Annotated in this window: 22 protein-coding genes and 1 pseudogene; 11 read left to right on the top strand and 12 right to left on the bottom strand. The window is 72.3% G+C overall.

The features are described from left to right. Positions 1-95, top strand: a pseudogene (locus ACZ6MA_RS25860) (transglycosylase SLT domain-containing protein); the annotation flags it as partial. A 79-nt stretch (positions 96-174) separates the two neighbouring features. Here ACZ6MA_RS25860 and ACZ6MA_RS25855 read toward each other — a convergent pair. The 3 genes from ACZ6MA_RS25855 to ACZ6MA_RS25845 form a co-directional block, all read right to left on the bottom strand. Next, positions 175-1,380, bottom strand: a complete 1,206-nt coding sequence (locus ACZ6MA_RS25855) for an alginate lyase family protein (RefSeq protein ID WP_469436339.1) — start codon at positions 1,378-1,380, stop codon at positions 175-177. Positions 1,381-1,611: 231 nt separating this feature from the next. After that, positions 1,612-2,835 (bottom strand): beta-ketoacyl-[acyl-carrier-protein] synthase family protein, encoded by a 1,224-nt coding sequence (locus ACZ6MA_RS25850; protein ID WP_469436325.1) that lies wholly within the window; start codon positions 2,833-2,835, stop codon positions 1,612-1,614. A gap of 349 nt (positions 2,836-3,184) precedes the next feature. After that, entirely contained in the window at positions 3,185-3,664 is a 480-nt protein-coding gene (locus tag ACZ6MA_RS25845) for a MarR family winged helix-turn-helix transcriptional regulator (RefSeq protein WP_469436324.1), read from the bottom strand. 112 nt (positions 3,665-3,776) lie between these two features. Between ACZ6MA_RS25845 and ACZ6MA_RS25840 the strand changes: the two genes are divergently transcribed. After that, a complete protein-coding gene (locus ACZ6MA_RS25840; RefSeq protein WP_184737562.1) occupies positions 3,777-4,187 on the top strand; it encodes an organic hydroperoxide resistance protein in 411 nt (136 codons plus the stop codon). A 72-nt stretch (positions 4,188-4,259) separates the two neighbouring features. Here ACZ6MA_RS25840 and ACZ6MA_RS25835 read toward each other — a convergent pair whose 3' ends face one another. The 3 genes from ACZ6MA_RS25835 to lanL all read right to left on the bottom strand — a co-directional run bounded on the left by ACZ6MA_RS25835 (position 4,260) and on the right by lanL (position 8,551). Then, positions 4,260-5,474 (bottom strand): lanthionine synthetase C family protein, encoded by a 1,215-nt coding sequence (locus ACZ6MA_RS25835; protein WP_469436323.1) that lies wholly within the window; start codon positions 5,472-5,474, stop codon positions 4,260-4,262. A 254-nt stretch (positions 5,475-5,728) separates the two neighbouring features. Further along, positions 5,729-5,863, bottom strand: a complete 135-nt coding sequence (locus tag ACZ6MA_RS25830; protein WP_469436322.1) for a hypothetical protein — start codon at positions 5,861-5,863, stop codon at positions 5,729-5,731. A 33-nt stretch (positions 5,864-5,896) separates the two neighbouring features. Beyond that, positions 5,897-8,551 (bottom strand): class IV lanthionine synthetase LanL, encoded by a 2,655-nt coding sequence (gene lanL / locus ACZ6MA_RS25825; protein WP_469436321.1) that lies wholly within the window; start codon positions 8,549-8,551, stop codon positions 5,897-5,899. Between the two features lie 384 nt (positions 8,552-8,935). On the opposite strand from lanL, the gene ACZ6MA_RS25820 reads away from it, so the two are divergent. Continuing rightward, entirely contained in the window at positions 8,936-9,592 is a 657-nt protein-coding gene (locus tag ACZ6MA_RS25820; protein ID WP_469436320.1) for a DUF6629 family protein, read from the top strand. A gap of 45 nt (positions 9,593-9,637) precedes the next feature. On the opposite strand, the gene ACZ6MA_RS25815 is transcribed toward ACZ6MA_RS25820, so the two are convergent. Together ACZ6MA_RS25815 and ACZ6MA_RS25810 are read right to left on the bottom strand one after the other, a co-directional pair. Continuing rightward, entirely contained in the window at positions 9,638-10,105 is a 468-nt protein-coding gene (locus tag ACZ6MA_RS25815) for an SRPBCC family protein (protein WP_469436319.1), read from the bottom strand. 101 nt (positions 10,106-10,206) lie between these two features. Next, positions 10,207-10,674 (bottom strand): cupin domain-containing protein, encoded by a 468-nt coding sequence (locus tag ACZ6MA_RS25810; protein WP_469436318.1) that lies wholly within the window; start codon positions 10,672-10,674, stop codon positions 10,207-10,209. A gap of 157 nt (positions 10,675-10,831) precedes the next feature. Here ACZ6MA_RS25810 and ACZ6MA_RS25805 point away from each other — a divergent pair, with 157 nt between their 5' ends. Further along, the gene (locus ACZ6MA_RS25805; RefSeq protein WP_469436337.1) at positions 10,832-11,596 is read left to right on the top strand and encodes an alpha/beta fold hydrolase; all 765 of its coding nucleotides are present in this window, start codon (positions 10,832-10,834) and stop codon (positions 11,594-11,596) included. Positions 11,597-11,817: 221 nt separating this feature from the next. Here the strand turns inward: ACZ6MA_RS25805 and ACZ6MA_RS25800 are convergent, their stop codons facing one another. After that, positions 11,818-12,246, bottom strand: coding sequence for a hypothetical protein (locus ACZ6MA_RS25800; protein ID WP_469436317.1), 429 nt, complete (start codon positions 12,244-12,246; stop codon positions 11,818-11,820). A gap of 253 nt (positions 12,247-12,499) precedes the next feature. On the opposite strand from ACZ6MA_RS25800, the gene ACZ6MA_RS25795 reads away from it, so the two are divergent. The 3 genes from ACZ6MA_RS25795 (at position 12,500) to ACZ6MA_RS25785 (ending at position 15,056) form a co-directional block, all read left to right on the top strand. Continuing rightward, on the top strand, positions 12,500-13,369 hold the full coding sequence (locus ACZ6MA_RS25795; RefSeq protein WP_469436316.1) for a hypothetical protein: 870 nt from the start codon (positions 12,500-12,502) through the stop codon (positions 13,367-13,369). Between the two features lie 252 nt (positions 13,370-13,621). Then, positions 13,622-14,326 (top strand): lysophospholipid acyltransferase family protein, encoded by a 705-nt coding sequence (locus tag ACZ6MA_RS25790; protein WP_469436315.1) that lies wholly within the window; start codon positions 13,622-13,624, stop codon positions 14,324-14,326. A 97-nt stretch (positions 14,327-14,423) separates the two neighbouring features. After that, a complete protein-coding gene (locus ACZ6MA_RS25785) occupies positions 14,424-15,056 on the top strand; it encodes an AAA family ATPase (RefSeq protein WP_469436314.1) in 633 nt (210 codons plus the stop codon). Between the two features lie 63 nt (positions 15,057-15,119). On the opposite strand, the gene ACZ6MA_RS25780 is transcribed toward ACZ6MA_RS25785, so the two are convergent. Both ACZ6MA_RS25780 and ACZ6MA_RS25775 read right to left on the bottom strand, forming a co-directional pair. Then, positions 15,120-16,178, bottom strand: a complete 1,059-nt coding sequence (locus ACZ6MA_RS25780; protein ID WP_469436313.1) for an aldo/keto reductase — start codon at positions 16,176-16,178, stop codon at positions 15,120-15,122. A 182-nt stretch (positions 16,179-16,360) separates the two neighbouring features. Next, on the bottom strand, positions 16,361-17,290 hold the full coding sequence (locus ACZ6MA_RS25775) for a zinc-binding dehydrogenase (RefSeq protein ID WP_469436312.1): 930 nt from the start codon (positions 17,288-17,290) through the stop codon (positions 16,361-16,363). A 134-nt stretch (positions 17,291-17,424) separates the two neighbouring features. On the opposite strand from ACZ6MA_RS25775, the gene ACZ6MA_RS25770 reads away from it, so the two are divergent. The 3 genes from ACZ6MA_RS25770 to ACZ6MA_RS25760 all read left to right on the top strand — a co-directional run bounded on the left by ACZ6MA_RS25770 (position 17,425) and on the right by ACZ6MA_RS25760 (position 20,914). Further along, on the top strand, positions 17,425-18,090 hold the full coding sequence (locus tag ACZ6MA_RS25770) for a TetR/AcrR family transcriptional regulator (RefSeq protein ID WP_469436311.1): 666 nt from the start codon (positions 17,425-17,427) through the stop codon (positions 18,088-18,090). 132 nt (positions 18,091-18,222) lie between these two features. After that, positions 18,223-19,623: a cytochrome P450 gene (locus tag ACZ6MA_RS25765; RefSeq protein WP_469436310.1), complete on the top strand. Its 1,401-nt coding sequence runs from the start codon at positions 18,223-18,225 to the stop codon at positions 19,621-19,623. Positions 19,624-19,924: 301 nt separating this feature from the next. Continuing rightward, a complete protein-coding gene (locus ACZ6MA_RS25760) occupies positions 19,925-20,914 on the top strand; it encodes an ornithine cyclodeaminase family protein (protein ID WP_469436309.1) in 990 nt (329 codons plus the stop codon). Positions 20,915-20,957: 43 nt separating this feature from the next. Here ACZ6MA_RS25760 and ACZ6MA_RS25755 read toward each other — a convergent pair whose 3' ends face one another. Then, positions 20,958-21,611, bottom strand: a complete 654-nt coding sequence (locus ACZ6MA_RS25755; protein ID WP_469436308.1) for a CBS domain-containing protein — start codon at positions 21,609-21,611, stop codon at positions 20,958-20,960. Between the two features lie 324 nt (positions 21,612-21,935). On the opposite strand from ACZ6MA_RS25755, the gene ACZ6MA_RS25750 reads away from it, so the two are divergent. Continuing rightward, positions 21,936-22,823, top strand: a complete 888-nt coding sequence (locus tag ACZ6MA_RS25750) for a DUF8017 domain-containing protein (protein ID WP_469436307.1) — start codon at positions 21,936-21,938, stop codon at positions 22,821-22,823. Positions 22,824-22,839: the final 16 nt, after the last annotated feature.

Below are 22,839 nucleotides of genomic sequence, written 5' to 3'. Positions count from 1 at the left end.
GGGACCCCTACGACCCCGTCGCCAACATCACCGCCTCCTGCAACTACGCCGCCGACAAGTACGGCACCATGGACAACGTCAACTCCGCCTACTGAGGAGTCGACACCCCACGCCGAAGGGCGGCGGCACCGACACCGGTGCCGCCGCCCTTCGGCGTACAGCGGTCCGCCCGCCTCAGCGGTTCTTCGCGTGGGTCAGGGCCTCCCAGGCGACGAAGAGGTCGTCCGTTCCCACGTCCCGCAGTCGCCGCGCGACCCGCTCGGCCTGGGGCATCGAGATGCCCTTCCGGTTGTGGAAGTGGTTGAGGACCACCTCGGTGTCCGGCCCCATGTCGAGGTCCAGATTTCCGCCGCACAGCCAGCGCGGCACCTCGGCGCCCAGCTGGTACCGGGCATGGAGGGTGAGCGCGGCCCGCAACCGTTTACCGGCCTCGCCGTAGAGGTCGACGCCCTGGTGCCACGCGGTTTCCGCGATGTGGGCGGTGGCGGCGAGGGAGTAGCCGATGTGCGTGAAGTTCCGGCAGGTCTCCTGGCCGAGGCCGTTGACGAACTTCCGCTGCCCGAACCAGTACCCCCTGATCCCTTCGGGGGTTCTGATGTGGCCGCCCGGCGGGCGCTTGGGCAGAGGACCGTCGGATGTGAGATAGAAGTACGCCGGGACACGGGCCCGGAAACGGCGCACGGCCCTGTTGAAACCGCGCCGGTCGTCGAGGAACACCGAGATCCCCATGGCGGCGTCCGTCATGGCCAGTTCCCAGTTCCCGTTGTAGTCCGGTGCGGTGACCGTCACCTCTCGGAGGTAGACCGTGCGCAGCATGCCCGCGAACCGCTGTACGCGCTTGCGCGGCCAGCCGCCGTAGGTGTGTCGCATGATCTCCCCGGCCCGCGCCCAGGAGCTGCCCGCCCATGCCGCCTGCAATCCGGCGTTGCCGTCGGTGTGGTCCCGGACCACGGCCGACCAGGCGTCCATGATCTGCACGGCCTTGCGGGCGTGCGCGCGGTCCCGGGTGACGTACCAGAGGAGCGCGTGCGTGTACGCCGCGATCGCGTCCTGCCGCTCCTCGACGCACCCGTGTCCGGGCCGGTCGTCCGGCGGGCACTCCACGATCCGCACGGGCATCGCGGTGTAGTACGGCGACCCGTATCTGCTGTGCCGCATCGCGGCGAACATCGACCGCCACTCACCGCCGGCCTTGACTCGTTTGCGGAGGCGGTTGAGCTGAGCCCTGCTCACCAGCACTCCTGGATGGGTGAATCCGCGCGCGGCGGAGTGCCGTACCACCGGCTCCGCCGTGCCGGTGGCCGCCGCCGGTGGGACCGGCGACGTCAAAGTAGCGAGCAGAGCAACGGTCAGAGCCGTAAGGCGGAGCAACAGCCTGATGCCGTTGCCGCGTAGTCCGGACACAGCACACCTCCCAGTCGGTGCTGTAAGCGTCGCCCGACCTCGGGCCCCGGCGCCGGGTGGAGTACGCCAATGGGAGACCGGGACCGTGTGCCACGCCCACGTTCGGGCGCGTGGCACACGAGCGCTGACGGCCCGTCTACATTCGTCGGGGACGCCAGGCGCGGCCATGGTCGCGGACCGTCAGGTCACCCCTGCCCTGAGGGCGTGTCAGGGGGCGGGGGTGAAGACGAGTGAGGCGTTGTGACCGCCGAAGCCGAACGAATTGGTCAGTGCCGCCTTGAGTCCGCCTCGCCGGGGCCGGCCCGCGACGACGTCGAGTTCCACCTGCGGGTCCAGGGTGTCGAGGTTCTGTGTCGCGGGGATGACGCCGTCGCGGACCGCGAGGATCGCGGCAAGGGCGCCGATCGCTCCCGCCGCGCCGAAGAGGTGGCCGGTCATGGACTTGGTCGCGGTGACGGCCGGGTGGGTGCCGATGGCTTCGGTGATGGACTCGGCCTCGACGAGGTCGCCCTGGGGTGTGGACGTCGCGTGGGCGTGGACGTGCTCGATGTCGCGCGGGGACAGTCCCGCGGCCGCCAAGGCCTGGCGCATAGCGCGTATTTGGCCGTCGGCGTGTGCGGCGGTGATGTGGTACGCGTCGGAGGTGACGGCGGCCCCGGCGAGGGTCGCGTGGGCCCGGGCCGCTCGGGCAGCGGCGAACCCGGCGCGCTCCAGGACCACCACGGTGGATCCCTCGCCGATGACGAAGCCGTCACGGTCCACGTCGAAGGGCCGGGACGCCCGCTCGGGGTCGTCGTTGCGCCTGGAGTGGGCCTTGGCCTGGGCGAAGCCGGCCAACGGCAGCGGGTGGACACAGGCCTCGGTGCCGCCTGCCACGACCACGTCGGCCCGGCCGAGCCGGATCAGGTCCATTCCCATCGCGATCGCCTCGGCCCCGGACGCGCAGGCGCTGACCGGGGTGTGGGCGCCGGCCCGGGCACCGAGGTCGATGCTCACCCACGCGGCGGGGCCGTTGGCCATCAGCATCGGCACGGTGTGGGGGGACACGCGCCGCACTCCGGAGGCTTCGAGTATGTCGTCCTGGCCCAGGAGGGTCAGCGCTCCCCCGGTACCCGTGCCGATCACCACGGCCAGCCGCTCGGGGTCGACCTCGGGGCGGCCCGCGTCGGCCCACGCCTCGCGGGCGGCGACGAGCGCGATCTGCTCGCAGCGGTCCATGCGGCGGGCCTGCACCCGGTCCAGGACCTCCGTCGGTTCGGTCTTGAGCCTGCCGGCGATCCGCACGGGAAAGTCGGCGGCCCACTCCTCCGTTATCCGGCTGATCCCGGACTGCCCGGCCAGCATCGCCGCCCAGGTCGAGGTGACATCCCCGCCGAGCGGCGTCGTCGCCCCCAGCCCCGTGACCACCACATCGTTGGTGCCAGCGTTCACCGTACAAACCCCCTTGTCGCAGAGATACAACTCCCCGTCTGGATGGTGACGGGGAGCAATCGGCTCAACGTCCACACTGACAGGGGGTATGGGCGGGATCGGCTGCCGCGCTCCACGGAAGTTGACCTTGAAGTTTTGTAGGGAATCGATAGTTTCAGAACGTCACGCCAGCGGGACGCGCGGTACCGTCCCGGAGGTACCCGGTGGCTGACACGGCCGGCGAACGCACGGTGGATTCAGCGGCCTGGTACGGGCCCCAGGGGCCGCTGATCAGCAACGATGAGGCCGGCTGGGTCCGTCACCCGGTCCGGCGGACGGCTGCCTGGTCCGCTCCGAAGGGGCCGCTGCCCTAACCCGGTCGGCCGTTCTGCGCGGCGTCGAGGTTGTCGGTGAGCCGCTGGAGCAGCCCCCGCAGCGTGATGATGTCCTCCAGCGGCATCCTGGCCGCCTCGGCGATGCGGCGCGGGACGGACAGGGCCCGCTCGCGCAGCGCTTCCCCCTCCTCCGTGAGCCGTACGGTGACCGAACGCTCGTCCTCGGCGCTGCGTTCGCGGCGCAGCAGGCCCGCCGTTTCGAGCCGCTTGAGCAGCGGGGAGAGCGTCCCGAAGTCGAGTCGCAGCCGCTCGCCGATGGCCTTGACCGGCTGGGGGCCGTGTTCCCACAGGACCATCATCGCCAGGTATTGCGGATAGGTCAGGGAGAGGTCCTTCAGGGCGCCGCGGTAGACGCCGCCGAAGGCCCTGGACGCGGCGTGCAGGGAGAAGCAGAGCTGGTGGTCGAGGCGGAGCAGCTCCGCGTCGTCCGGCAGCGGGAGAGGCGGCGTGGTCATGGCTCCAGAATAGTCCCGACCCAATTAGATTGTGCACAACTTAATCGTGTGCAATCCTTCCGGTGTGCGGCGGGCACCCCAAGCCCGCCGAACCGAATCGAAGGGACCTTCCATGGACGCGCTGTACACCGCTGTCGCCACCGCCAACGGACGCGAGGGCCGGGCCGTGAGCACGGACGGGCAGATCGACCTGGCACTGGCCATGCCCCCGGCGCTCGGCGGAAACGGCCAGGGAACCAACCCGGAGCAGCTCTTCGCCGCCGGCTACGCGGCCTGTTTCGCCAGCGCGCTCGGCCTGGTCGGCCGCCAGGCGAAGGTCGACACCAAGGACGCCTCCGTCACCGCCGAGGTATCCATCGGCAAGGAGGGCCCGGGCTTCGCCCTCGCCGTCACGCTCCGCGTCGAGCTGCCGGCCGACCTCGCGGGCGAGACGGGCACCCGTCTCGTGGAGCAGGCGCACCAGGTCTGCCCGTACTCCAACGCGACGCGCGGCAACATCAAGGTCGACCTCGTCATCGAGTAGGGACCGCGTGGGAGTGGCTCGCACCACCCGCCGGCGGCCCTCCCCCGCGGCCGGCTCCCACGCCGTAGGGGATCACGCCAGGAGCAGGGGCCGGTCCCACATCGGTGCCACATCGGTGGCCGCCGCCAGCAGGGCGAGGACGACCCCCGCCGCGCCGTCGAGGTACCCGGGCCCTTCGGCCGGGAGCGCGGTGGGCGTGGCGAGCAGCCGCTCGGCGAGCCCGGCCGCCGCCCGCGCGAGGGCGGGGTCGCCGGTGTCCGACGCGAAGAGGGTCGTGATGTGGAGCAGCCCCGCCACCCCGTGACACAACCCCGGGGCGTCGTCGGTCCGCCGTCGCGCCGCGGGCCGCCGGAGGGCGGCTTCGAGGGCCCGCACCGCGAGGGCACGCAGGGCGGCGTCATCGAGTGCCGTCCCGGCGAGCCACAGCGTTCTGGCGACGCCGGGACTGCCGTAGCACCACGAGGCCCGGGCGGTGCGGCGGTCCCGGGGAGCGGGGCGGCCGGGGGGCGGGATCATTCCGGGCCAGTCGGGGCCCCACGCGTCGTCGGTGCGCTGTGCCGCCAACCACCGGGCCACGCGGGCGAGGGTCTCCCGCTGTCCGGGGACGGTGACGCCGGCGTCGAGGGCCATGGCAAGCAACGCGAGCGGTCCCGGAATGCCGTGCGCCAGGCCGCAGTTGAGAACGCCATGGGGGAACTCCGCACGCGTCCGGGGGTCCCTCAGGGCCTCGGCGGGGGTGTACCAGTGGGGTGTGCCCGCCCGTTCACCGCACAGCGTCACGAGGGACGTGAGGACGGCGTGCAGCGCGTCACGGGCAGCCGGGTCCTGGCGGCGGCAGAGCAGGTACGCGCCCGCACCGGTCACACCGGAGATGACGTCGAAGTCCCGGACCGGTATGCCGTGCGCGGCGCCGAGAGCCCGGGCCCGCCGCCCCGCCTCCCGGACGACGCCGTCGTGGAGACGACACAGCGAGGGGTCGTCGGGTGACAGCGTCCAGGCGGTGAACGCGAGACCACCGAGGCCGCCGAACAGTGCCGGTGTGCTCGTACCGAGCCGCTCGGCGCCGCGGAGCGCCGCGCGGAGATAGCCGTAGGCCATGGCGCCCCAGCCCGCCCCCGGCACGCAGGCGTCCAACTGGTGGTAGGCCAGGGCGAGTCCCGGTCCGCCTCCGGCGAGGTCGGGGTGGACGCGGCGGGGCGTGGGGCGCGGTCGTCCCGCCATGGTGGTGACGAGGTCGAGGGCCGCGGTGGCCGTGTCGGGCGGCAGTACGGCCGTCCATCGGGACACGTCGGCTCCTCGAACTCGCGGGGTTACCGTGCGGCCGTCGAACCGTCCGGCTTTGCCGCCTGCGGCGGCGGGGCGCCCTGCGGGCGCGTCCTCAATCGCCGGGCGGGCTGAATCAGCCTGTCCGGCGCTTGAGGACACAGCACAGCAGCCTGTCCGGCGCTTGAGGACACAGCACAGCAGCCCGTCCGGCGCTTGAGGACACCGCCGTCCCGGGCCACGCCCTCCGGGCGAACGGCGCTGCTTTCCGACACGGCCTAGCGGCAGCGAGGCGGCTCCGTGCAGCCGTCCGTGCGGTCGGTGGTGAAGATGGTGTCGCAGCACATCATCGGCTCCAGCGACTGCTCGTCCGTCTCGGGCAGTTCCTGGAGTTCCAGGACGTCGGATTCCATGGTGGGGTACTCCTTCCTGAGGGTGCCGGCTGGTCAGCGGTCGTCGACCAGCCAGGATCGGTTGCCGCCGTGGGTGAGGCGCAGCAGGAAATCCAGCACGCCGGCCAGGCCGACGCCGTAGCCGGCACCGACCTCGCGCAGGGTGTCGTCGGGCACCAGCAGACGGCCGTCACGCCGGACCGCCCGTGCGCACAGACAGGCGGCGACCTCGGTCGCCCGGGTGCGGTAGTGCTCCTCCCCCGTCGCGTCGGCGAGGTCGAGCAGCAGCTCGGCGTTGCCGGCCGCCCCGTGGCAGGTGCTGGTCCCGGTCCGGTGGCGGTCCCGGTGCACCGCCCGGGCCGCGCGGTCGGCGTACGCGCGAAAGCGCGCGTCGCCGGTGACGGCCCACAGCCGGACCAGGAACGTCCCGATTCCGGAGGCGCCGTGGCACCAGAAGTTCAGATCGGTCCGGTCCGTCCGGCCCGGGCCCCTCGGCCAGACGGCCGCGTCCCCGCGTGGCACGGCCACGGCGCACAGGGCGTGCCCGGCCCCCGTGGCGATGTCGATGAGGTCCGCCCGCCCCAGGTCCCGCCCCGCGGCGAGGAGGAAGGCGGCGTTCCCGGCGAGGCCGTGTCCGAAGCCGTACAGGGTGGAGCCGGCGAGTTCGCGGCGGTGTTCCGGGCCGACGGGCCAGTCCACGCCGCGCCCGGCCCCCGCGGTCAGTCGGACGAGCCGGTCGGCGCACTCCGTCGCGCGGTCGGCGAATCGCGCGTCGTCCGTGGCGTGCCACAGGTGCAGTTGGGCGAGACCGGCGCCGGCGAGACCGTGGCAGATGTCGGGGTTGTGCCAGTCGAGCGGGATGCGCAGGGCGTGCTCCACGGCCCGGTCCGCCATCGCCGGGTCGTCGAGTGTCCGCGCGGCGTCGTGGAGCGCCCACACCGGGCCGGAGCGGCCGAAGTGCAGGCCGGGCAGGATTCGGCCCGGCTGGGTGAGCCGTCGGTCCAGCCACCGGGCCGCCGTCCGCAACACCGGCTCGGCGGTGGTCTCGCCGGAGCGGACCGCCCGGGTGAGGACGGCCAGCACACCGGCCGCGCCCACGTGCACGTTGCGGGGGTCGCAGTCGGGGACCGACCGCGACCGCGGCCACAGGTACTCGGCGTCCGGTTCGGCCGTGGCCGCGAGGTGGGCCAAGCCGTCGGCCACGAGCCGGCCGACGGCGCCGCGCGCCGGCACCGGTCCCGCCGACACCGGCGCCTCGACGGGGTCCGCCCGGAGGAAGGCGGCGGCCTTCTCCAGCGGCCAGCGGGCCGGTCCGTCCGCCGTGAGGCCGACGACGAGGGGGCCGAGCGCCCGGAGCGCGGGCGTGGCCGGTGCGGCGGTGTCGACGATCTCCGCGAGCCGGTCACCGGCCGGACGCCGGGGCGGGGAGTCGTCGGCGAGCAGCGGGATGATGCCGGTGGCGGCGTACAGCAGGGTGGCTCCCAGGCTGTAGCAGTCCGCTTCGGGGCCGGGCGCGGGTGGTGGGGTGCCGCCGTCCCGGCCGGGGCCGTCGAGGTACTCCGGGGCGGTGAAGCCGGGTGTGCCCACGACGTGGGCCCGTTCGTCCGCGCGGACCACGCATTCCATGTCGACGAGGACGGGTGTGCCGTTGGGTGTCATCACGATGTTGCCGGGCTTGACGTCGCGCAGGACGAATCCGGCCGCGTGCACCCGGCCGATCATGTGCGTGAGTTCCCGGGCCAGCTGCCACAGGGCGGTGACCGGCATCAGGCCCCGGTCGTCGCGGGCGATGCCGTCGGTGGTCCACCGCTGCAGGCTCTTGCCGTCGATCAGGTCTTCCACGAGGAAGACGTGGCCCGCCCACTCGAAGACCTCGCGGACGGCGGGGGTGATGCGCAGGGGTGCGAGCCGTCGTAGGACGTCCGCCTCGTATCGCAGCCAGTACCGGGCATCCTTGCCGTCCGAGGTGGCTCCGACGTGCGGTCGTGCCTCCTTGAGCAGGACGTCGTCACCGGTCCGCCGGTCGTGTGCCCGGTATACGCCGCCCCGGTTGGAGTGCCGGACGGCCTCTCGGACGAGGTAGCGGCCGGCGAGGAGAACGGGCCCGCCGCGGCGGCGTCCGGCGGTGACGCGTCCGGGTGGCGCGAAGGGGAGGCGGGCCCAAGGGGGCGGGGAGAACCACGGGTTGCGCTCGTCCGCTACGAACGTTCCGTCGGGTGCCTGTAGCCGTCCTTCGTAGAGGCCTTCGTCGTTGAGTTCACGGGGCCGGGCGAAACAGCCGTAGCGGTAGTGGACCAGACTGTCCGGCCGGTACCGCCGGTCGGACAGGATCGCCGGTCCGGCGAGTGCCCGCGTGGCTTCGTGGAGCTGCCCGGCCAGGACGCGCAACTGATCGTCGTCGAGGGGATAGACGGTGAGGAATTTGCCCGACTGCGCGCGTGGCGCCCGGACCGAGGTGAGTTCGGCGGTGACCCGTGGTGAGACGGCGAACTTGAAGGCGCACTCGTGTGTCACCAGGACACGGGCCGCGTTCTCCAGAACGCGGGGCGCCGAGGCGGGGGTCGCGGACAGGTGCAGTTTCCAGCCCTGCTGCCGGGGCGTGTGACGCGGCGGGGTGACCATGCACCAGGTTTCGCCGTCGTGCAGCGTCCATCCGGAGGGACGATCCCGCAGCACGCGTTCGGTGATCGACCGATAGCTCACCGCCATGGGGTGAGCATGGCAGCTCGCCGGGCGGCGGGCGAGAGGCTGGGGAGGCCCGCTGCCCGGCGCCCGGGCGGTACGGCTGCTGCGGCACGCTTCGGCGCGTGCGGCGCGGACGCCGCTGTGTGCCGCCTCTTGCCGGGGGTGCGACGAAGGCGGTACGCGCGCTGCCGGCCGGGGCGCCGTCCCCGCCGCGTCCCCGTACGGACGTACCGCCGGGCGCCCCCAGGTGGGGCCGATCCCGCGTCGTGCGGCTCGACGCCGTCCCACCCTCGTGCCGATGACGTCGCCTTTCGCCGACGGGTCGCGGCGTGCGGGGCCGCTTTCAGCGTGCATGCTGGATGCGTCGGTTCACACGTGTGTGCGGTGACTGGGTTTCCGGGTGGCGTCATGTGCTGGAGTGCGACGGCGGACCTCGTGGCGGGGAGCGGGATCGCCGCGATCGGGGTGGTGTGCGTGGTGGGGTCGCGCCGTGCCCGCGATCTGCCCCTCGGTGCGCTTCCGTTGCTGCTGGGGGCCCACCAGATCGTCGAGTCCGCCGTCTGGCGCTCCGGCGGCGGTACCGGCCCCGCGACCTTGGCCTGGGCCGTCATCGCGCTGCCCCTGCTGGCGGTGTGGGTTCCGTTCGGCGTCCTGCTCGCCGCCCCGCCGTCCGCCCGGAGCCGATTGGTGGTACCGGCCCTCGTCGGACTCGCCACCTGCGGTGTCCTCGCGTACTTCCTCGGCACGCGGCCCGTGACGGCCGAGGTCCGCGGCCACACCCTCGGCTATGTCCTCGACCTGCCGTACGCCCCGCTGATCGTCGCGGGCTATCTCCTCGCCACGGTCGGCTCTCTGCTGCTCGGGGGTGATCCGCGGTTGCGTCTGCTCGGGATGCTCGTCGCGGCCGGGGCGGTGGTCTGCGCGGTGCTGTGGCGGCTGGAGTTCATCTCCACCTGGTGCGCCTTCGCCGCGGTGGCGGCTGTCGTGATGCTCGCCTGGGTACGGCGCCCGGAGGGGCCCGCGCCGCTCCCCGGGTCCGCTGCCCGGAGCCCGGCGGGCCGGTGACCGGGGCCGGGCGGGCCGGTGACCGGGGTGAGGCCGCGAGGCGCTTCAGGGGTGATCGCCGTCGGGCATCAGCCACGGTTCCCGGGGAAGAGCGCTCCCCGTCTCCAGCAGCGTCTTCAGGTTCGACAGCACCGCCGCCCACCCCGCGGCCGCCGCTTCCCGTTCGGCTTCGTCGGCCAGGTTCTCGTGGGTGAGGGTCAGCCGGAGGATCTCGCCGTACGGCTGGATGTCGAAGGTCACCCGGGACGGTTCACGGGAGCGCTCCGCGTGGGGGTCGGCCCAGGTGGTGACCAGCCGGGCGGGCGCCTTGCTCTCCAGGACGGTGCCGACGACGTCGGCGGTCCGCGAACCGTCCGTCCGCCGGTGCTCCCAGGGGGAGCCGACCTGCCAGTCGGAGACGTTGCTGTGGCCCCAGTACTCCGCCGACAGGTCGGCGTCGGTCAAGGCCCGCCACACCTTCTCGGGTGTGCTCCCGATGTAGGTGACATAGACGCATACCGGCTTGGCCGTCATGGTTTCCTCCCGTACCCGCGTGCCGGAGGGGCACCCTTGACACGGTAGGCGCGAAACACCCACCGGTCGCCTCGGCCGCCCCCGGGTGGGGGAACGACCGCTCAGCCCGACGTCGTGCGATAGCGTCCGCGGAACTCCGCCAGCAGTTCGTCGGTCACCTCCGCGCCCGCGGCCACCGCGGCGTGTACGTCGCGGAAGTACCCCTCGTACCCGGCGGGGGTGTACAGGCACAGGGCCCTCGCCGTCCGCGTGCCCGCGTTGCGGAAGCCGTGGGGTGTGCCCCGGACCGCCGCCAGCAGGGTGCCGGGGCCGGCGGTCACCTCGCCGTCCCCGTTGTGGAGGGTCAACTCGCCCTCCAGGACGTAGAAATACTCGTCGTGTCCGTGGTGGACGTGGGGCCGGGCGCCCACGGTCCCCGGTGCCAACGTGAACTCCTCGAAGGAGAACCGGCCCTCGGTGTGTTCGGCGGTCAGCCGGAAGAAATGCCCGACCCCCGCCACGTCTATCAACTCCCCTTCCTCGGGGCGGCGAAGGAGCGGGCGGGGCTGCGCGTTCTCGTGTTCGATCACCGTCGCATGATGGCAGGGATGCCGGCCGGACGTCACGGGACAGCGCACCGGCCGCCCCCTTGCGCTGTATTGACCCCGCCCGACGGGGGCCGCGAGACTTGACCGCCGGCAGCCTCCGGCACCGGCGCCGACCGACCGCCTCACGACGGGGGACGTGGTGACAGGACTGGTGATTCCGCACGAGGTCTGGGGCAGCGGCTCCGAACGGTGTCTGCTGTTGCACAACTGGTTCGGTGACCGGACGAGCTTCGCGCCGCTGCGCGCGCACATGAACGGTGACGCGTTCAGCTACGCGGTCCTCGACTGTCGCGGCTACGGCGAGGCGAGGGACGTCGACGGCGCGTTCACCATGGAGGAGATCGCCGGGGACGCCCTGGACGTGGCCGACCGTCTGGGCTGGGAGACCTTCTCGGTCCTCGGCCACTCCATGGGTGCCAAAGCGGCCCAGCTGATGCTGCTGGACGCGCCCGGGCGCGTCCGTTCGCTCATCGGGGTGTCCCCGGTGCCCGCGTCCGGATTCCCCCTCGACGCACAGACCTGGGGGCTCTTCGCCGGGGCCGCGGAAGATCCCGGCAACCGCAGGGTGATCATCGACAACACGACGGGCGGGCGGCGTGACGACGCCTGGCTGGACGCCATGGTGCGCCGCTCCGTGGAGAGGTCCGCACCGGCCGCCTTCCGCGCGTACCTGGACTCCTGGGCGCGCGATGACTTCCACGAGCGGGTGCGGGGCAATCCCACGCCCGTGCTCCTCGTCGTCGGAGCGCACGACCCGGCGCTGGGTTTTGAGGCGATGGAGACCTCGTGGCTGCGGTGGTATCCGAACGCGGAACTCGCAGTCCTTCCGGACGCGGGTCACCATCCGACGGAGGAGTCCCCCGCGGCCACCGTGGCGGCCGTGGAGCGATTCCTCGCCCGGTGACACGTGACGTGGGGCTTCCGGGGGTGCGGAAAACGGCCGTCGATATCGCGCCACGGTGCGGCGATTACCGCCGGACCACTCCCCCGAAAACCATCGGCCCCACGCCCCGGAGACGGCCAGCCGGAAGCATTTTCACGCCGTTCAACGGGCAGCAAAAAAGGCGACCACCGAATCAGTGGCCGCCTTTTGAGAATTACCTGCGGAGAAGATTTACCGCATCCTTATGCGGGTTCACCCGCGGTCGGCTTGGCCGTCTTCGCGCGGCGCTTCCGGGACTGCGCCGGCACCTGCTGAGCCTCCCGGGACGCGGCCGCGAAGGGCTCGAGTGCGGCCAGGTACTCCTTGAAGGTCTCCTCGCCCATGTCCAGCTCACGGCGCTCGTAGACCACGCACGGCCGCATGGCGATCTCCGGGCTGCCGTCCTCGTTCTGCTCCCCCGTGGCGTACTCCTCGGTACCCATGGCCGGAACCAGAAGCTCGACCGAGAAAACACCCTCGGTGACATCCGGCTTCAGGTCGTCGTGCTGGAGCAGACGTCCGTAGGTTGTCGTCGTAAGCGTCTGGCCGCCGACTACCGTAGTGGTGACAGCCTCTTCCACTCCCGGCTCACCCTTTTCGGATTCGTCGACCTGGACAAACTTGACGGCCATTGCGGTTTTCCCTTCTCGAAGACAGTCCAAATGATAGGCGAAAGTATGCCAGTTGAGCCAATCCGCAATAGAGAATGACCCCTTTTGGGCGAAGGATGATTTTTGGTGTCGCTCGGCGTCTCTTCCGGTGGGCATTCGTACGCCCGCCCCCCGGGGCGGTAAGGGGACGAACGGACAGTCACACATCCGGAACCCCCTCGTGGCGAGACCCGTGTCGCCGCCCGGAGCGGGGCGGGAGACCTACGGTGGTCCCATGCCCAGAGTGCGCGACTACCCCCTCCGTCTGAAGCAGCCGGTACGCGACGTACAGGCGTTCCTGTCCAGCGTGGGCGGCCTGCGGCCCTACGCCCTTGCGTCGGCCGATTTCGAACCGCTGGCGCCCGGGGAAGAGGGCGCCGACGTGCTCGCGTTCGTCAACAACGTGCCCGCCGCGGAGCTGCCGCCGGAGTTCGGCGCGGCGTTCGGTGAGGGCGTGCTCGCGGAGCTGGGCGCCTGGTCGTTCAACGGCGTGCCGCCGTACGCGGTGCGGGTGCGGCTGCGGGACGCGCGCTGGCGGGAAGGGGAATCGACCGCCGCCGGCTTCGCGTGGGCGGGCCGGCGTGCCGCCCGTGAGGCGAGCCACTGCATCCACGAGGACGTCCTCCCGCGCCCGTACGTCACGCGCTGGCCGCCCGCCCGCACGGCGGCGCACCCGGTGCGCGCGTACGACGTCCCCGGCCCCCGGCCGAGCGTGCCCGGCCGCGCCGTCCGTGATGTGCGCGTCCGGCTCGTCACACCCGCCGCTTGCGGAGCCTTCGCCATCGCCACCGCCGACTTCGAGCCCCTCCCCGCCGACTCGGGCCTGCTCTTCGAGTTCGCCGCCCAGGTGCCGGAGGAACGTCTGCCGCGTGAGTTCGCCGACGCGTTCGAGCACGGGGCGCACCACACGCTGTGCGCGTCCGGTACCCGCCGGGTGCCGACCATCGCCTTCCGGGTCCGGCTGCGCGACGCGAAGTGGCACGAGGTCGACTCCCACGAGGTGATCTTCGCCAAGGCGGGCCGCAGGGCCGCCGCGGAGGCACTGCGCTGCTGCGCGGAAGGCGGCGCCCCGCGCCCCGTCGACCCCTGGCCCGCGCACCCGTGAGCCGTGCGGCGTCCCATCTGACCGCCCCGTCGTAGATTGACTGCATGTCAGGGCCTTCCGCCCGCCTCGTACGCCGTGGGCCTGTTCGTCACCGCGCTGGTGCCGCGGCGGCGTCTGGATGGCCGGCCATCAGTTCCGGCCATCCCCGGCCTTGTCGTCATGGCTCAAGTGGCACTCTCCCCCTCGTCCCTCCCGGCGGTTTACCGTCCCTCGGTCGGCACGGGGGTCGCTTACGGAGAGAGGCTCACAGACTTGTTCTACTACGTGTTCAGGGCCGTGGTACTGGTGCCGTTGCTGCGGTGGCTCTTCAGGCCGAGAGTCGAGGGGCTGGAGCACGTGCCGCACACGGGTGCGGCGATCATCGCGGGGAACCATCTGTCGTTCTGCGACAGTTTTCTCATGCCCGTGATGATCAAGCGTCGGGTCACCTTCCTGTGCAAGAAGGAGTACTTCACGGGCCGGGGCGTCAAAGGCCGGCTGACCGCGGCGTTCTTCCGGGCCAACGGGCAGATCCCGGTGGACCGGTCCGGTGAGGGGGCCGGCCGGGCGGCGGTCGAGGAGGGCCTGCGGGTGCTGGGCAGAGGGGAACTGCTCGGCATCTACCCCGAGGGGACGCGCTCGCACGACGGGCGGCTCTACAAGGGGAAGGTCGGGGTGGCGGCCATGGCGATACGGTCGGGGGCGCCGGTGATCCCGTGCGCGATGATCGGCACGTTCGAGTCCCAGCCGATCGGGCGACGGCTGCCGCGTCTCACCCCCATCACCATCCGCTTCGGGAAGCCGCTGGACTTCTCCCGCTACGCGGGGATGGAGGAGCGGCGCGAGGTGCTGCGGGCCGCCACGGACGAGATCATGTACGCGCTTTTGAAGCTGTCGGAACAGGAATACGTCGACCGGTACGCGGCCGAGGCCAAGGCGGAACGGCAGACGCCCGTCCTGGCCCGCCAACCGCACTGACGCCCTGCCCGGCCCGGTCGGCCCGGTGTACTGCCGGGCCGGCCGGGCCGGTCCGATTCCGTGCCCCTGAGGAGGGCGGTCTCGTAGGGTCGTGGCCATGCTCTTGTGGATCAACGGACCCTTCGGTGGCGGAAAGACGCAGACGGCGCACGAGATCCGGCGCCGGCTCCCCGGCAGCGTCGTCTGCGACCCCGAACACCTCGGCTTCGGTCTGCACCGGATGACACCGCCGTCCCTGCGCGGGGACTTCCAGGACCTCCCGGCCTGGCGGCAGGGGGTGTACGAGGTGCTGGACCGGACACTCACCGCGTACGAGGGCACGGTGATCGTCCCGATGACGGTCGTGGAGCCCGCGTACTTCCGGGAGACCGTCGGCCGCCTGCGGGAACGCGGGCACGACGTACGGCACTTCGCGCTGCTGGCCCGGCGGGAGACGGTGCTGCGGCGGCTGCGGGAACGCGGCTTCGGGCACGCCGTGCGGCTCGTCGCCGGCCAGGACGCGCCCCTGCGCCGGGAGAGCTTCGCGGTGTCGAAGCTCGACCTGTGTCTGGAGCGGCTGCGCGAGGAGGAGTTCGCCGAGCACGTGTGGACCGACCACATCCCCGTCGCGCGGGTCGCCGACCACCTCGCGCTCTCCGCCGGCCTGACGCTCCGCCCGAACACGGACACCCCGCTGCGGGGGCGGCTGCGCCGGGCGTGGACGGGGGCACGCCACATCCGGTTCGACTGACACCGCCGCGACTTCGACTGACACCGCCACGGCGTGATCGGACACCCCCTTGAAGCAGAACGCCTAGACAACCCCGTCGGTCGTGCGGCGATAAGTGGTGCGGCGGTCCTCGATGGCGGCCCAGCGGTCGCCGTAGACGTTCTCCTTGATGCCCGGTTCCCGCAGGAAGTCGTGCGGGAACCCGAGCGGCACCGCGCTCACCGCGTCGAGCCGTTCGACGGCGTCGGCGTCCAGCTCGACGTCGACGGCGGCGAGATTGTCCGCGAGCTGGCTCTCCTTGGTGGCGGCGATGATCGGGACGATGTTGCCCGGACGGCTCCGGAGCCAGGCCAGCGCCACCTGCGCCGGGCTCCAGCCGCCCTGTTCGGCGATCTCCGTCACCGCGGTGACGATCTGCTCCTCCCGGCGGTCCGTGCCGCTTTCCCCGCCCTCGGTGGTCAGCCGGCCCGTCTCGCCGCGCCGGTACTTGCCGGTGAGCTTGCCGGCCGCGAGCGGGCTCCACGCCAGCACGGCCAGATCGAAGGCGCGGGCCTGCGGCAGCAGCTCGCGCTCCGGTGTCCGCTCCAGCAGGTTGTAGCGCAGCTGGGAACCCGCGAACGCGGTCCATCCGCGGAGTTCGGCGAGCGTGTTGGCCTGCGCGATCTCCCAGGCGGGCCAGTCGGAGACGCCGAGGTAGAGCACCTTTCCCGCACGGACGAGGTCGTCCAGCGCCCGCATGACCTCCTCGACGGGGGTGAAGTTGTCCCGCGCGTGCACCCACAGGACGTCGAGGCGGTCGGTGCGCAGCCGGCCGAGACTGTCCTCCACCGACCGCACGAGGTTCTTGCGGTGGTTGCCCGCCGCGTTCACATCACCCGCGCGGGTGGCGCAGGTGTACTTGCTGGCCAGGACGAAACTGTCCCGGCGGCCGTCGAGCAGTTCGCCGAGGATGGTCTCCGAGGCGCCGCCGGTGTAGTTGTCGGCCGTGTCGACGAAGTTGCCGCCGGCCTCGGCGTAGGCGTCGAGGATGCGCCCGCTCGTGTCCTTGGCGGTGCCCCATCCCGGGTCGCCGCCGATGGTCATGGTGCCCAGGCTCAGTTCGCTGACGCGCAGGCCGGTCCTGCCGAACAGTGTGTATCGCACGGTGTTCCCTTCGCTCGTGCCGTGACGTGTCGTGTCGTGAGGTGACGTGTTGTCGTCGACGCTACGAGCTGGAGCGTGCTTCAACGCAAGTACGACTCGGTGCGCCGCGGCACGAGCCGCCGTGCTCGGTGCGGTGGCCCGCGTCGTCAAGGTCAGCGTCCTCGCCCCCGGGGCGACGCGTGTCAGGCGATGTCCAGGACCGCCTTGCCGTGCAGCCGGCGTGCGAGCAGGGCGTCGATCGCGTCGGCGGCCTCGTCCCAGCCGCCGCGCCAGGAGATCCGCGGGTCGAGCGCACCCGTGGCGACCTTGCCCGCGAGCCAGGTCAGGTCCGGGGCGAGCCCCGGGCAGCCGAGCAGGAAGAAGGAGGTGATCGTACGGTCGTGCCGGCCCTGGTCGCCGAAGAGCGCGCCGAAGGGCAGGGTTTCGCTCTGCTGCGCGGAGTGCCCGACCGCGACCAGGGTGCCCCGCTCGGCCAGTTTGCCGTAGGCGTCCACGAGTTGCTCCCCTCCCACCAGGTCCACGACCCCGTCGACCGGCCCGTCGACCTGGAGCGGCCCGTTCACCACCTCATGGGCCCCCAGCGTCAGGAGGCCGTCGCCGTGCCTGTCCGGGTCGGCGGTGGAGGCGATGACGTGCGCGCCGCCGAGCCGGGCGAGCTGCACGGCGTAGCGGCCGACGCCGCCCGTGGCGCCGGTGACCAGGACGCGCCTGCCCAGGAGCGGGCCGACGCGGTGGAGGGCACGCAGGGCGCTGGCGCCCGCCACGGGCACCGTACTGACGGCCCCGGGGTCGGCTCCCGCCGGGACGGTTCCCATCAAGTCGGTGTCGACGGCCCGTAGTTCGGCCCAGGCGCCGTCGGCGCCGAGCGTGACCACGGGGGTGCCGGCCGCGGGGCCGGAGCCGTCGGCGGCGGCCCGTTCCACGACTCCGGCCGCGTCCCAGCCGAGGACGGCACCGTCGGGTGCGCCCTTGAGGCCGATGGCGACCTCGCCGTGGTTGAGCGACGTGGCCGTCACCCGCACCAGGGCCTGGTGCGGTGCGGGTTCGGGGTCGGGGGCCCGGCCGAGGCGGAGGCCGGCGGGTACGGAACGGTCGACGAGCAACGCACGCATGAGTGCACCTTTCATGGGATTCCCTGAGATCGGCCACCGCCGGGGATCGGGACGGTGACGATCGGAAACACAGTTATGCCACTGAGTGGCATAAGCGCGCAAGGGGCATTAACCCCTCGGGTACGCTTGTCTGCATGAGCAACGCGCTGCCGCCCCGCGACCCCGACAACCGGCTCCCGCTGCGCGAACGCAAGAAACTGCGCACGCGACAGGCTTTGGTGGACACCGCCCTGGACCTGTTCACCGAACGGGGTTTCACCGGGGTGACCCTCGACGAACTCTGCGACGCGGTGGAAATCTCCAAGCGCACGTTCTTCCGCTACTTCACCGGCAAGGAGGACGTCGCCATGGCACCGACCCAGGACCTGTGGCGGGCCTTCCTGGAGGACCTGGAAGCGTGCGATCCCGGGGGCCGAACGGTGCTGGAGATGCTCCAGGAGGCCCTGTTCGCCGCGCTGGACCGGATGACCGCCGACGGATGGTCCCACCGCGTCCTGCTCAGCCGCCGGCTCGCCGCGGTCACCCCCTCCATGGACGCGCACGGCCTGCACTTCTGCCATGACACGGGCCAGGCCGCGCTGGCCATCCTGTACCGCCGCCTCGATCTGGCCGCCCCCGACGACCCCCGCCCCCGGCTGGCCGTGGACATGCTGGTAGCCGCTTTCCACTGCGCCCTGGACGCCTGGACGACCGGACCGGGCACTCCCACGCGCGCGAGGCTGGCCGCCCACCTGCGTGACGCCTGCGCGGCCCTCCCCGGCAGCCTCACCCTGACCGCCGCGCCGCGCTCCTTGACGTAGCGTCCACCGATGAGCCGCCGACGCGTCGGTCCGTCACGACATCACCCGGTTCCGCCTTTTACGCGAACGGCCGGTGGGTAAGCATCGTCAATACCCATTTCGAAGGTCTTCGCGTCATCTAGGGGCCATGTCATGACAGCGACCGCTCTGCCGCTCCGTCCCGTTCCCGGCCCGCGCGGTATGCCGCTGCTGGGGAACCTGCCCGCCTTCGGCCGGGACCCGCTGGCCTTCCTCACCCGGTTGCGTGACGAGTTCGGTGACGCGGTGACGTGGTCGCTGGGGCCGAGGCGCAGCCTGCTCGTCTCCCACCCCGACCACATCGCCGAACTCCTCGGTGCCGTGGAGCGCACCTTCGACATCGTCGAGATCGGCTGGGCCCTCAAGCAGGTGACCGGCCGGAGCGTCATCCTCAGCCAAGGGGCCGACTGGCGCCGCAAACGCGCCCTCGTCCAGCCGACCGTGCGCCCCCGTCAGGTCCGCGTGTACGCCGCGACCATGGCCGACTGCGCACGGCTGTCGGCCGACCGCTGGACGGACGGTGGGCGCATCGACGTGCGTGAGGAGATGGCGCTCGTCACCCAGCGGGTCGTGGTGCGGACGCTGTTCGGCAACGACATCGGCGACCAGGCCCGCACGCTCGGCGACGCGATGACGGTGGCCCAGCAAGAGGTCGGAGCCGAGCTGCGCGGCATCGGCCTCTTCCTGCCGTCCTGGGTACGCACGCCGGCCCGGCGGCGGTTGCTCGCCGCCGTCACGACCATCGACGCCGAGGTGCACCGGCTGATCCGCGAGCGCCTTGCGGCAGGGGCGGCGGCCGAAGCGCGCGACGATCTGCTGAGCAGGCTGCTGGCGGCCCGGGACGAACAAGGGCTGCCGCTGACCGCCAGGGAGGTCCGGGACGAGGCGGTGACGCTCTGGGCCGCCGGCCAGGAGACCACCTCCACCGTGCTGACGTGGACCTGGTACCTGCTGTCGAGGTCACCGGAGGTCCGGGCCCGGCTCGACGAGGAACTCGACCGGGTGCTCGGCGGGCGGCTGCCCACCATCGACGACTACGAACGGCTGAGCTGGACCCAGCAGATCATCAAGGAGGCGCTGCGGCTGTACCCGCCCGCCTGGCTGATCGGCGCCGTCGCCCGGGAGGGTTCGGTCCTCGGCGGCACGACGGTCCCCCCGGGGACGCTCGTCTGGTGCAGCCAGTGGTCCACCCACCGCGACCCCCGCTGGTTCCCCGAACCGACGGCCTTCCGCCCGCAGCGCTGGGACCCGGACGCCCCCGACGCGGTCCCCGACCACGCCTGGTTTCCCTTCGGGGGCGGCCAGCGCACCTGCCTGGGGGCCCGCTTCGCCCTGGTCGAGGCCGCCATGGTGCTGGCCACGGTGGGCCGGCACCACCATGTGGACGTCGATCCGGGCGAGACGCCGGTCCGGGCCGGCCTGCTGCTCCAGCCGGCCACCCCGCTGCTCGCCACGGTGCGCCGCCGGGTGCTTCGGGCACCGCGTCTCGAAGCCGAGCTGGACACCGCTCCTTAGGCCGTGTCCAGCGGGTCTTCGGCCACCGGGCCGTTTCGCCGCGTCTCGCCTGGTCGGCGGGGCTACGGCTACGGGCCGGTTTGCCGCCTGCGGCGGCGGGGCGCCCTGCGGGCGCGTCCTCAGTCGCCGGACGGGCTGGTTTTGGCCGGACTCGGCCGAGTCCGGCCCAATCAAGCCCGTCCGGCGATTGAGGACACAACACATCAGCCCCTCCACCGATTGAGGTCGCCGCACGGCGGTGCGGCAAGGACACGGAGTGAAGAGCGCGTACAGTCGAACGCGTTCGACGCGGGAGGCTGAGGTGCTGGTACTGGGACCCTCGCAGGTGGAGAGCCTGCTCGACCTGGACGAGTTGATCGACGCGCTGGCGCCGGCGATGGCCGACCTCAGTGCGGGCCGGGCCTCGGCGCCGGACCGGGTCGCCGCGCTGGTGCCCGGGCGCGAGGGATTTTTGGCCGCCATGCCGGGCCATGTGCCGTCGGCCGGGGTGCTCATGAGCAAGCTGGTCTCCCTCTTTCCGCACAACGCGGGCACGCCGCTGCCCACCCACCAGGCGCTGATCGTGGTGTTCGACCCGGACACGGGCGAACCCGTGGGCCTGCTGGACGGCACGGCCATCACCGCGCAACGCACCGGTGCCTGCTCAGCGCTGTCGGCGCGGCTCCTGGCCCGCGAGGACGCTTCGGTGCTGGCGGTGCTGGGCACCGGGGTGCAGGCCCGTTCCCACGCCCGTGCCATGTGCCGGGTCCGCCCGATCCGGCACATCCGGGTGGCGGGCCGCGCCCCGGCGAGGGCGGCCGCCCTGGCCGAGGACCTGTCGCGCGTACTCGACGCCGAGGTGCGGGCGGTGCCGACCTGTGCCGAGGCGCTCGACGGCGCCGACATCGTGGCGGCGGCCACGCATGCCACCGACCCGGTGGTCCGCCGCTCCTGGCTGACCCCCGGAGCGCACATCACGTCGGTCGGGTACAACCCGAAGGGCCGTGAAGTCGACGATGCCACCGTCGCCGACGCGCTGGTGTGCGTCGAATCGCGGCAGGCCGCGCTGGCCCCCTTCCCCACCGGCAGCAACGACCTGCTGGAGCCGATCCGCGACGGCGTCGTCACCGCCGGGCACATCCATACCGAACTGGGCGAACTCATCGCGGGCGAGAAGCCGGGACGCACCACACCGGAGCAGATCACCCTCTACAAATCGGTGGGCGTGGCGGTGCAGGACGCCGCCGCCGCGGCGCTGGTCCTCGCCGCCGCCCGCGAGCGGGGCATCGGCGAGGAGATCACCCTCCGGTAGGCGCGGCGAGGGAGCGTGAAGCGGGGGCGGTGGGTGTGCGGGGTCAGGATTCGCCGGCGGCCCGGGCCCGGGCGAGCGCCCCGTCCGTGCGGTCGGTGACCGAGACGACGCCGTCGACGGCCCGGCACAGGCGCAGCACCAGCGGTACGAGTTCGGGCGGCTCGATCGTGCCGCTGAGCACCACCAGCCCTTGTTCCACCTCGACGCCGACCGCGGCGGGACTGACGCCGGTCACGTCGTCGAGGACCTCTTCGACGATCTCGGTGCGGATGGCCTTGTCGTCGCGGAGGAACACCCTCAGCAGGTCGCCCCGGCTGACCATGCCGACCAGCCGCCCGTGGCCGTCCACCACCGGCAGCCGCTTGACGTGCCGGCCGGCCATCGCCCGCGCGGCGGCCACCACACTCACATCCGGCGTGGTGCACACCGCGGGGCTGGTCATCAGCTGCCCGGCCGTCACGGCCGCGGGGCCGGGAGGCGGGGCCGGCAGGTCGGTCTCCGTGTCGTCCTGGGCGACCTGAGTGCGCATCAGGTCCGCTTCGGACACCACCCCCACGGGCCGGTCGTCGACGTCCACAACGGGGACGGCGGTGATGTCGAACTCCGTCAACAGGGTCACGATCTCGCGGAAGCCCGTTTCCGGGACCACTCTGACGACCTCTCGGGTCATCACGTCCTGCACTGTCCGGTGTTGCATGCCGGTCCATTCCACGCGCTCGCGGCGGCCGGGCGGCCGCCGTGGGTATCAGTCTCCCTCCGTGCGGTCGCGTCCTCGATGAGCCACCGCTTCCCTGGTGCGCCGCGCGGGTGTCCCGCGGGCGCGTCCGCGAACTCCCCCAGCTACCGCATGGGCCTTCATTCGAGCCCGTCCGGCGATTGAGGACAGGGTGGCTTCGGTCCGCCCGAGCGGCCCTGGGACGCTCGCTCCGTGCGGCGCCGCATAAGGTGACTCCTCATGTGGCCAGGAAAAACAGCCGCCGGGGGCGAGCAGGACCCGCGAGCGCATCCGTACCGACAGAACATGCACGAGCGGCCCACGCAGCCGAATCCGTATCTGGAGCCGCCTCAGGCACCGCAGTGGAACACCCCGGCCGCGGCACCCCCGCCGCCGGGCGGTGGTGGCAGGAGAACGACGGTCGTGGCCGTCGCCGTGGCGACCGCCGTCGTCGTCGCCGCCGGTGTCACCGGTTTCCTGGTGCTGGGCGGTGACAAGGACGACACGGCGAAACCGGAACCGACCGCGTCCGCCTCGCCCGCGACATCCGGGCCGGCGCCCACCGGCGACGGGCGCGGCGGCGCCGAGCCCGAGCCGGTGGTTCCCGGCTGGAAGGTCGTGGTGAACCCCCAGCGGGGTATCGCCTTCGACGTGCCCTCTTCGTGGCAGCGCAAGAATCCCGACTGGGCCAGCTACGTCGCCGACGACAAGGACCCGGAGGACACCCCTCTGGTCGGCTTCCTGGCTCCGGCGATACTGGACGAGCAGTGGTGCACGTCCGACGAGGACCACAACGGCACCACCGAGAGCACTGCGGTCGCCGCCGCCGGCTCCCGCGGTGAGAACGGTGTCAAGAGCACCGAGGAAGCCGCCCGCCACAACGCCGACCAGTGGATCTACGGCGGGTACGCCCAGCCGGACCGGTCGAAGGTCAGGCCCGGGACGGTGAAGCCGTTCACGACGGCGTCGGGCATCACCGGCAGCGTGGCGACGGCCACGTCCTCCGGTGCCGGGAAGAAGGGCACGTGCCACACCGACGGCAAGGCCACCGCGTTCGCCTTCAAGGACGCCAAGGGCGACTTCGTGTCGTGGACGTTCCACGGCGTGAAGGGTGTGAAGGAGGAGGTCCCGGACGCGACGGTCCAAAAGATCCTCAGCACGGTGCGGCTGACGGGCGGTTCGTCCCGCCCGTGAGCGGGTGGCCGTTCTC

Source organism: Streptomyces sp. NPDC042259 (genome assembly GCF_055582085.1).
This window is presented reverse-complemented; position numbering and strand designations above follow the sequence as displayed.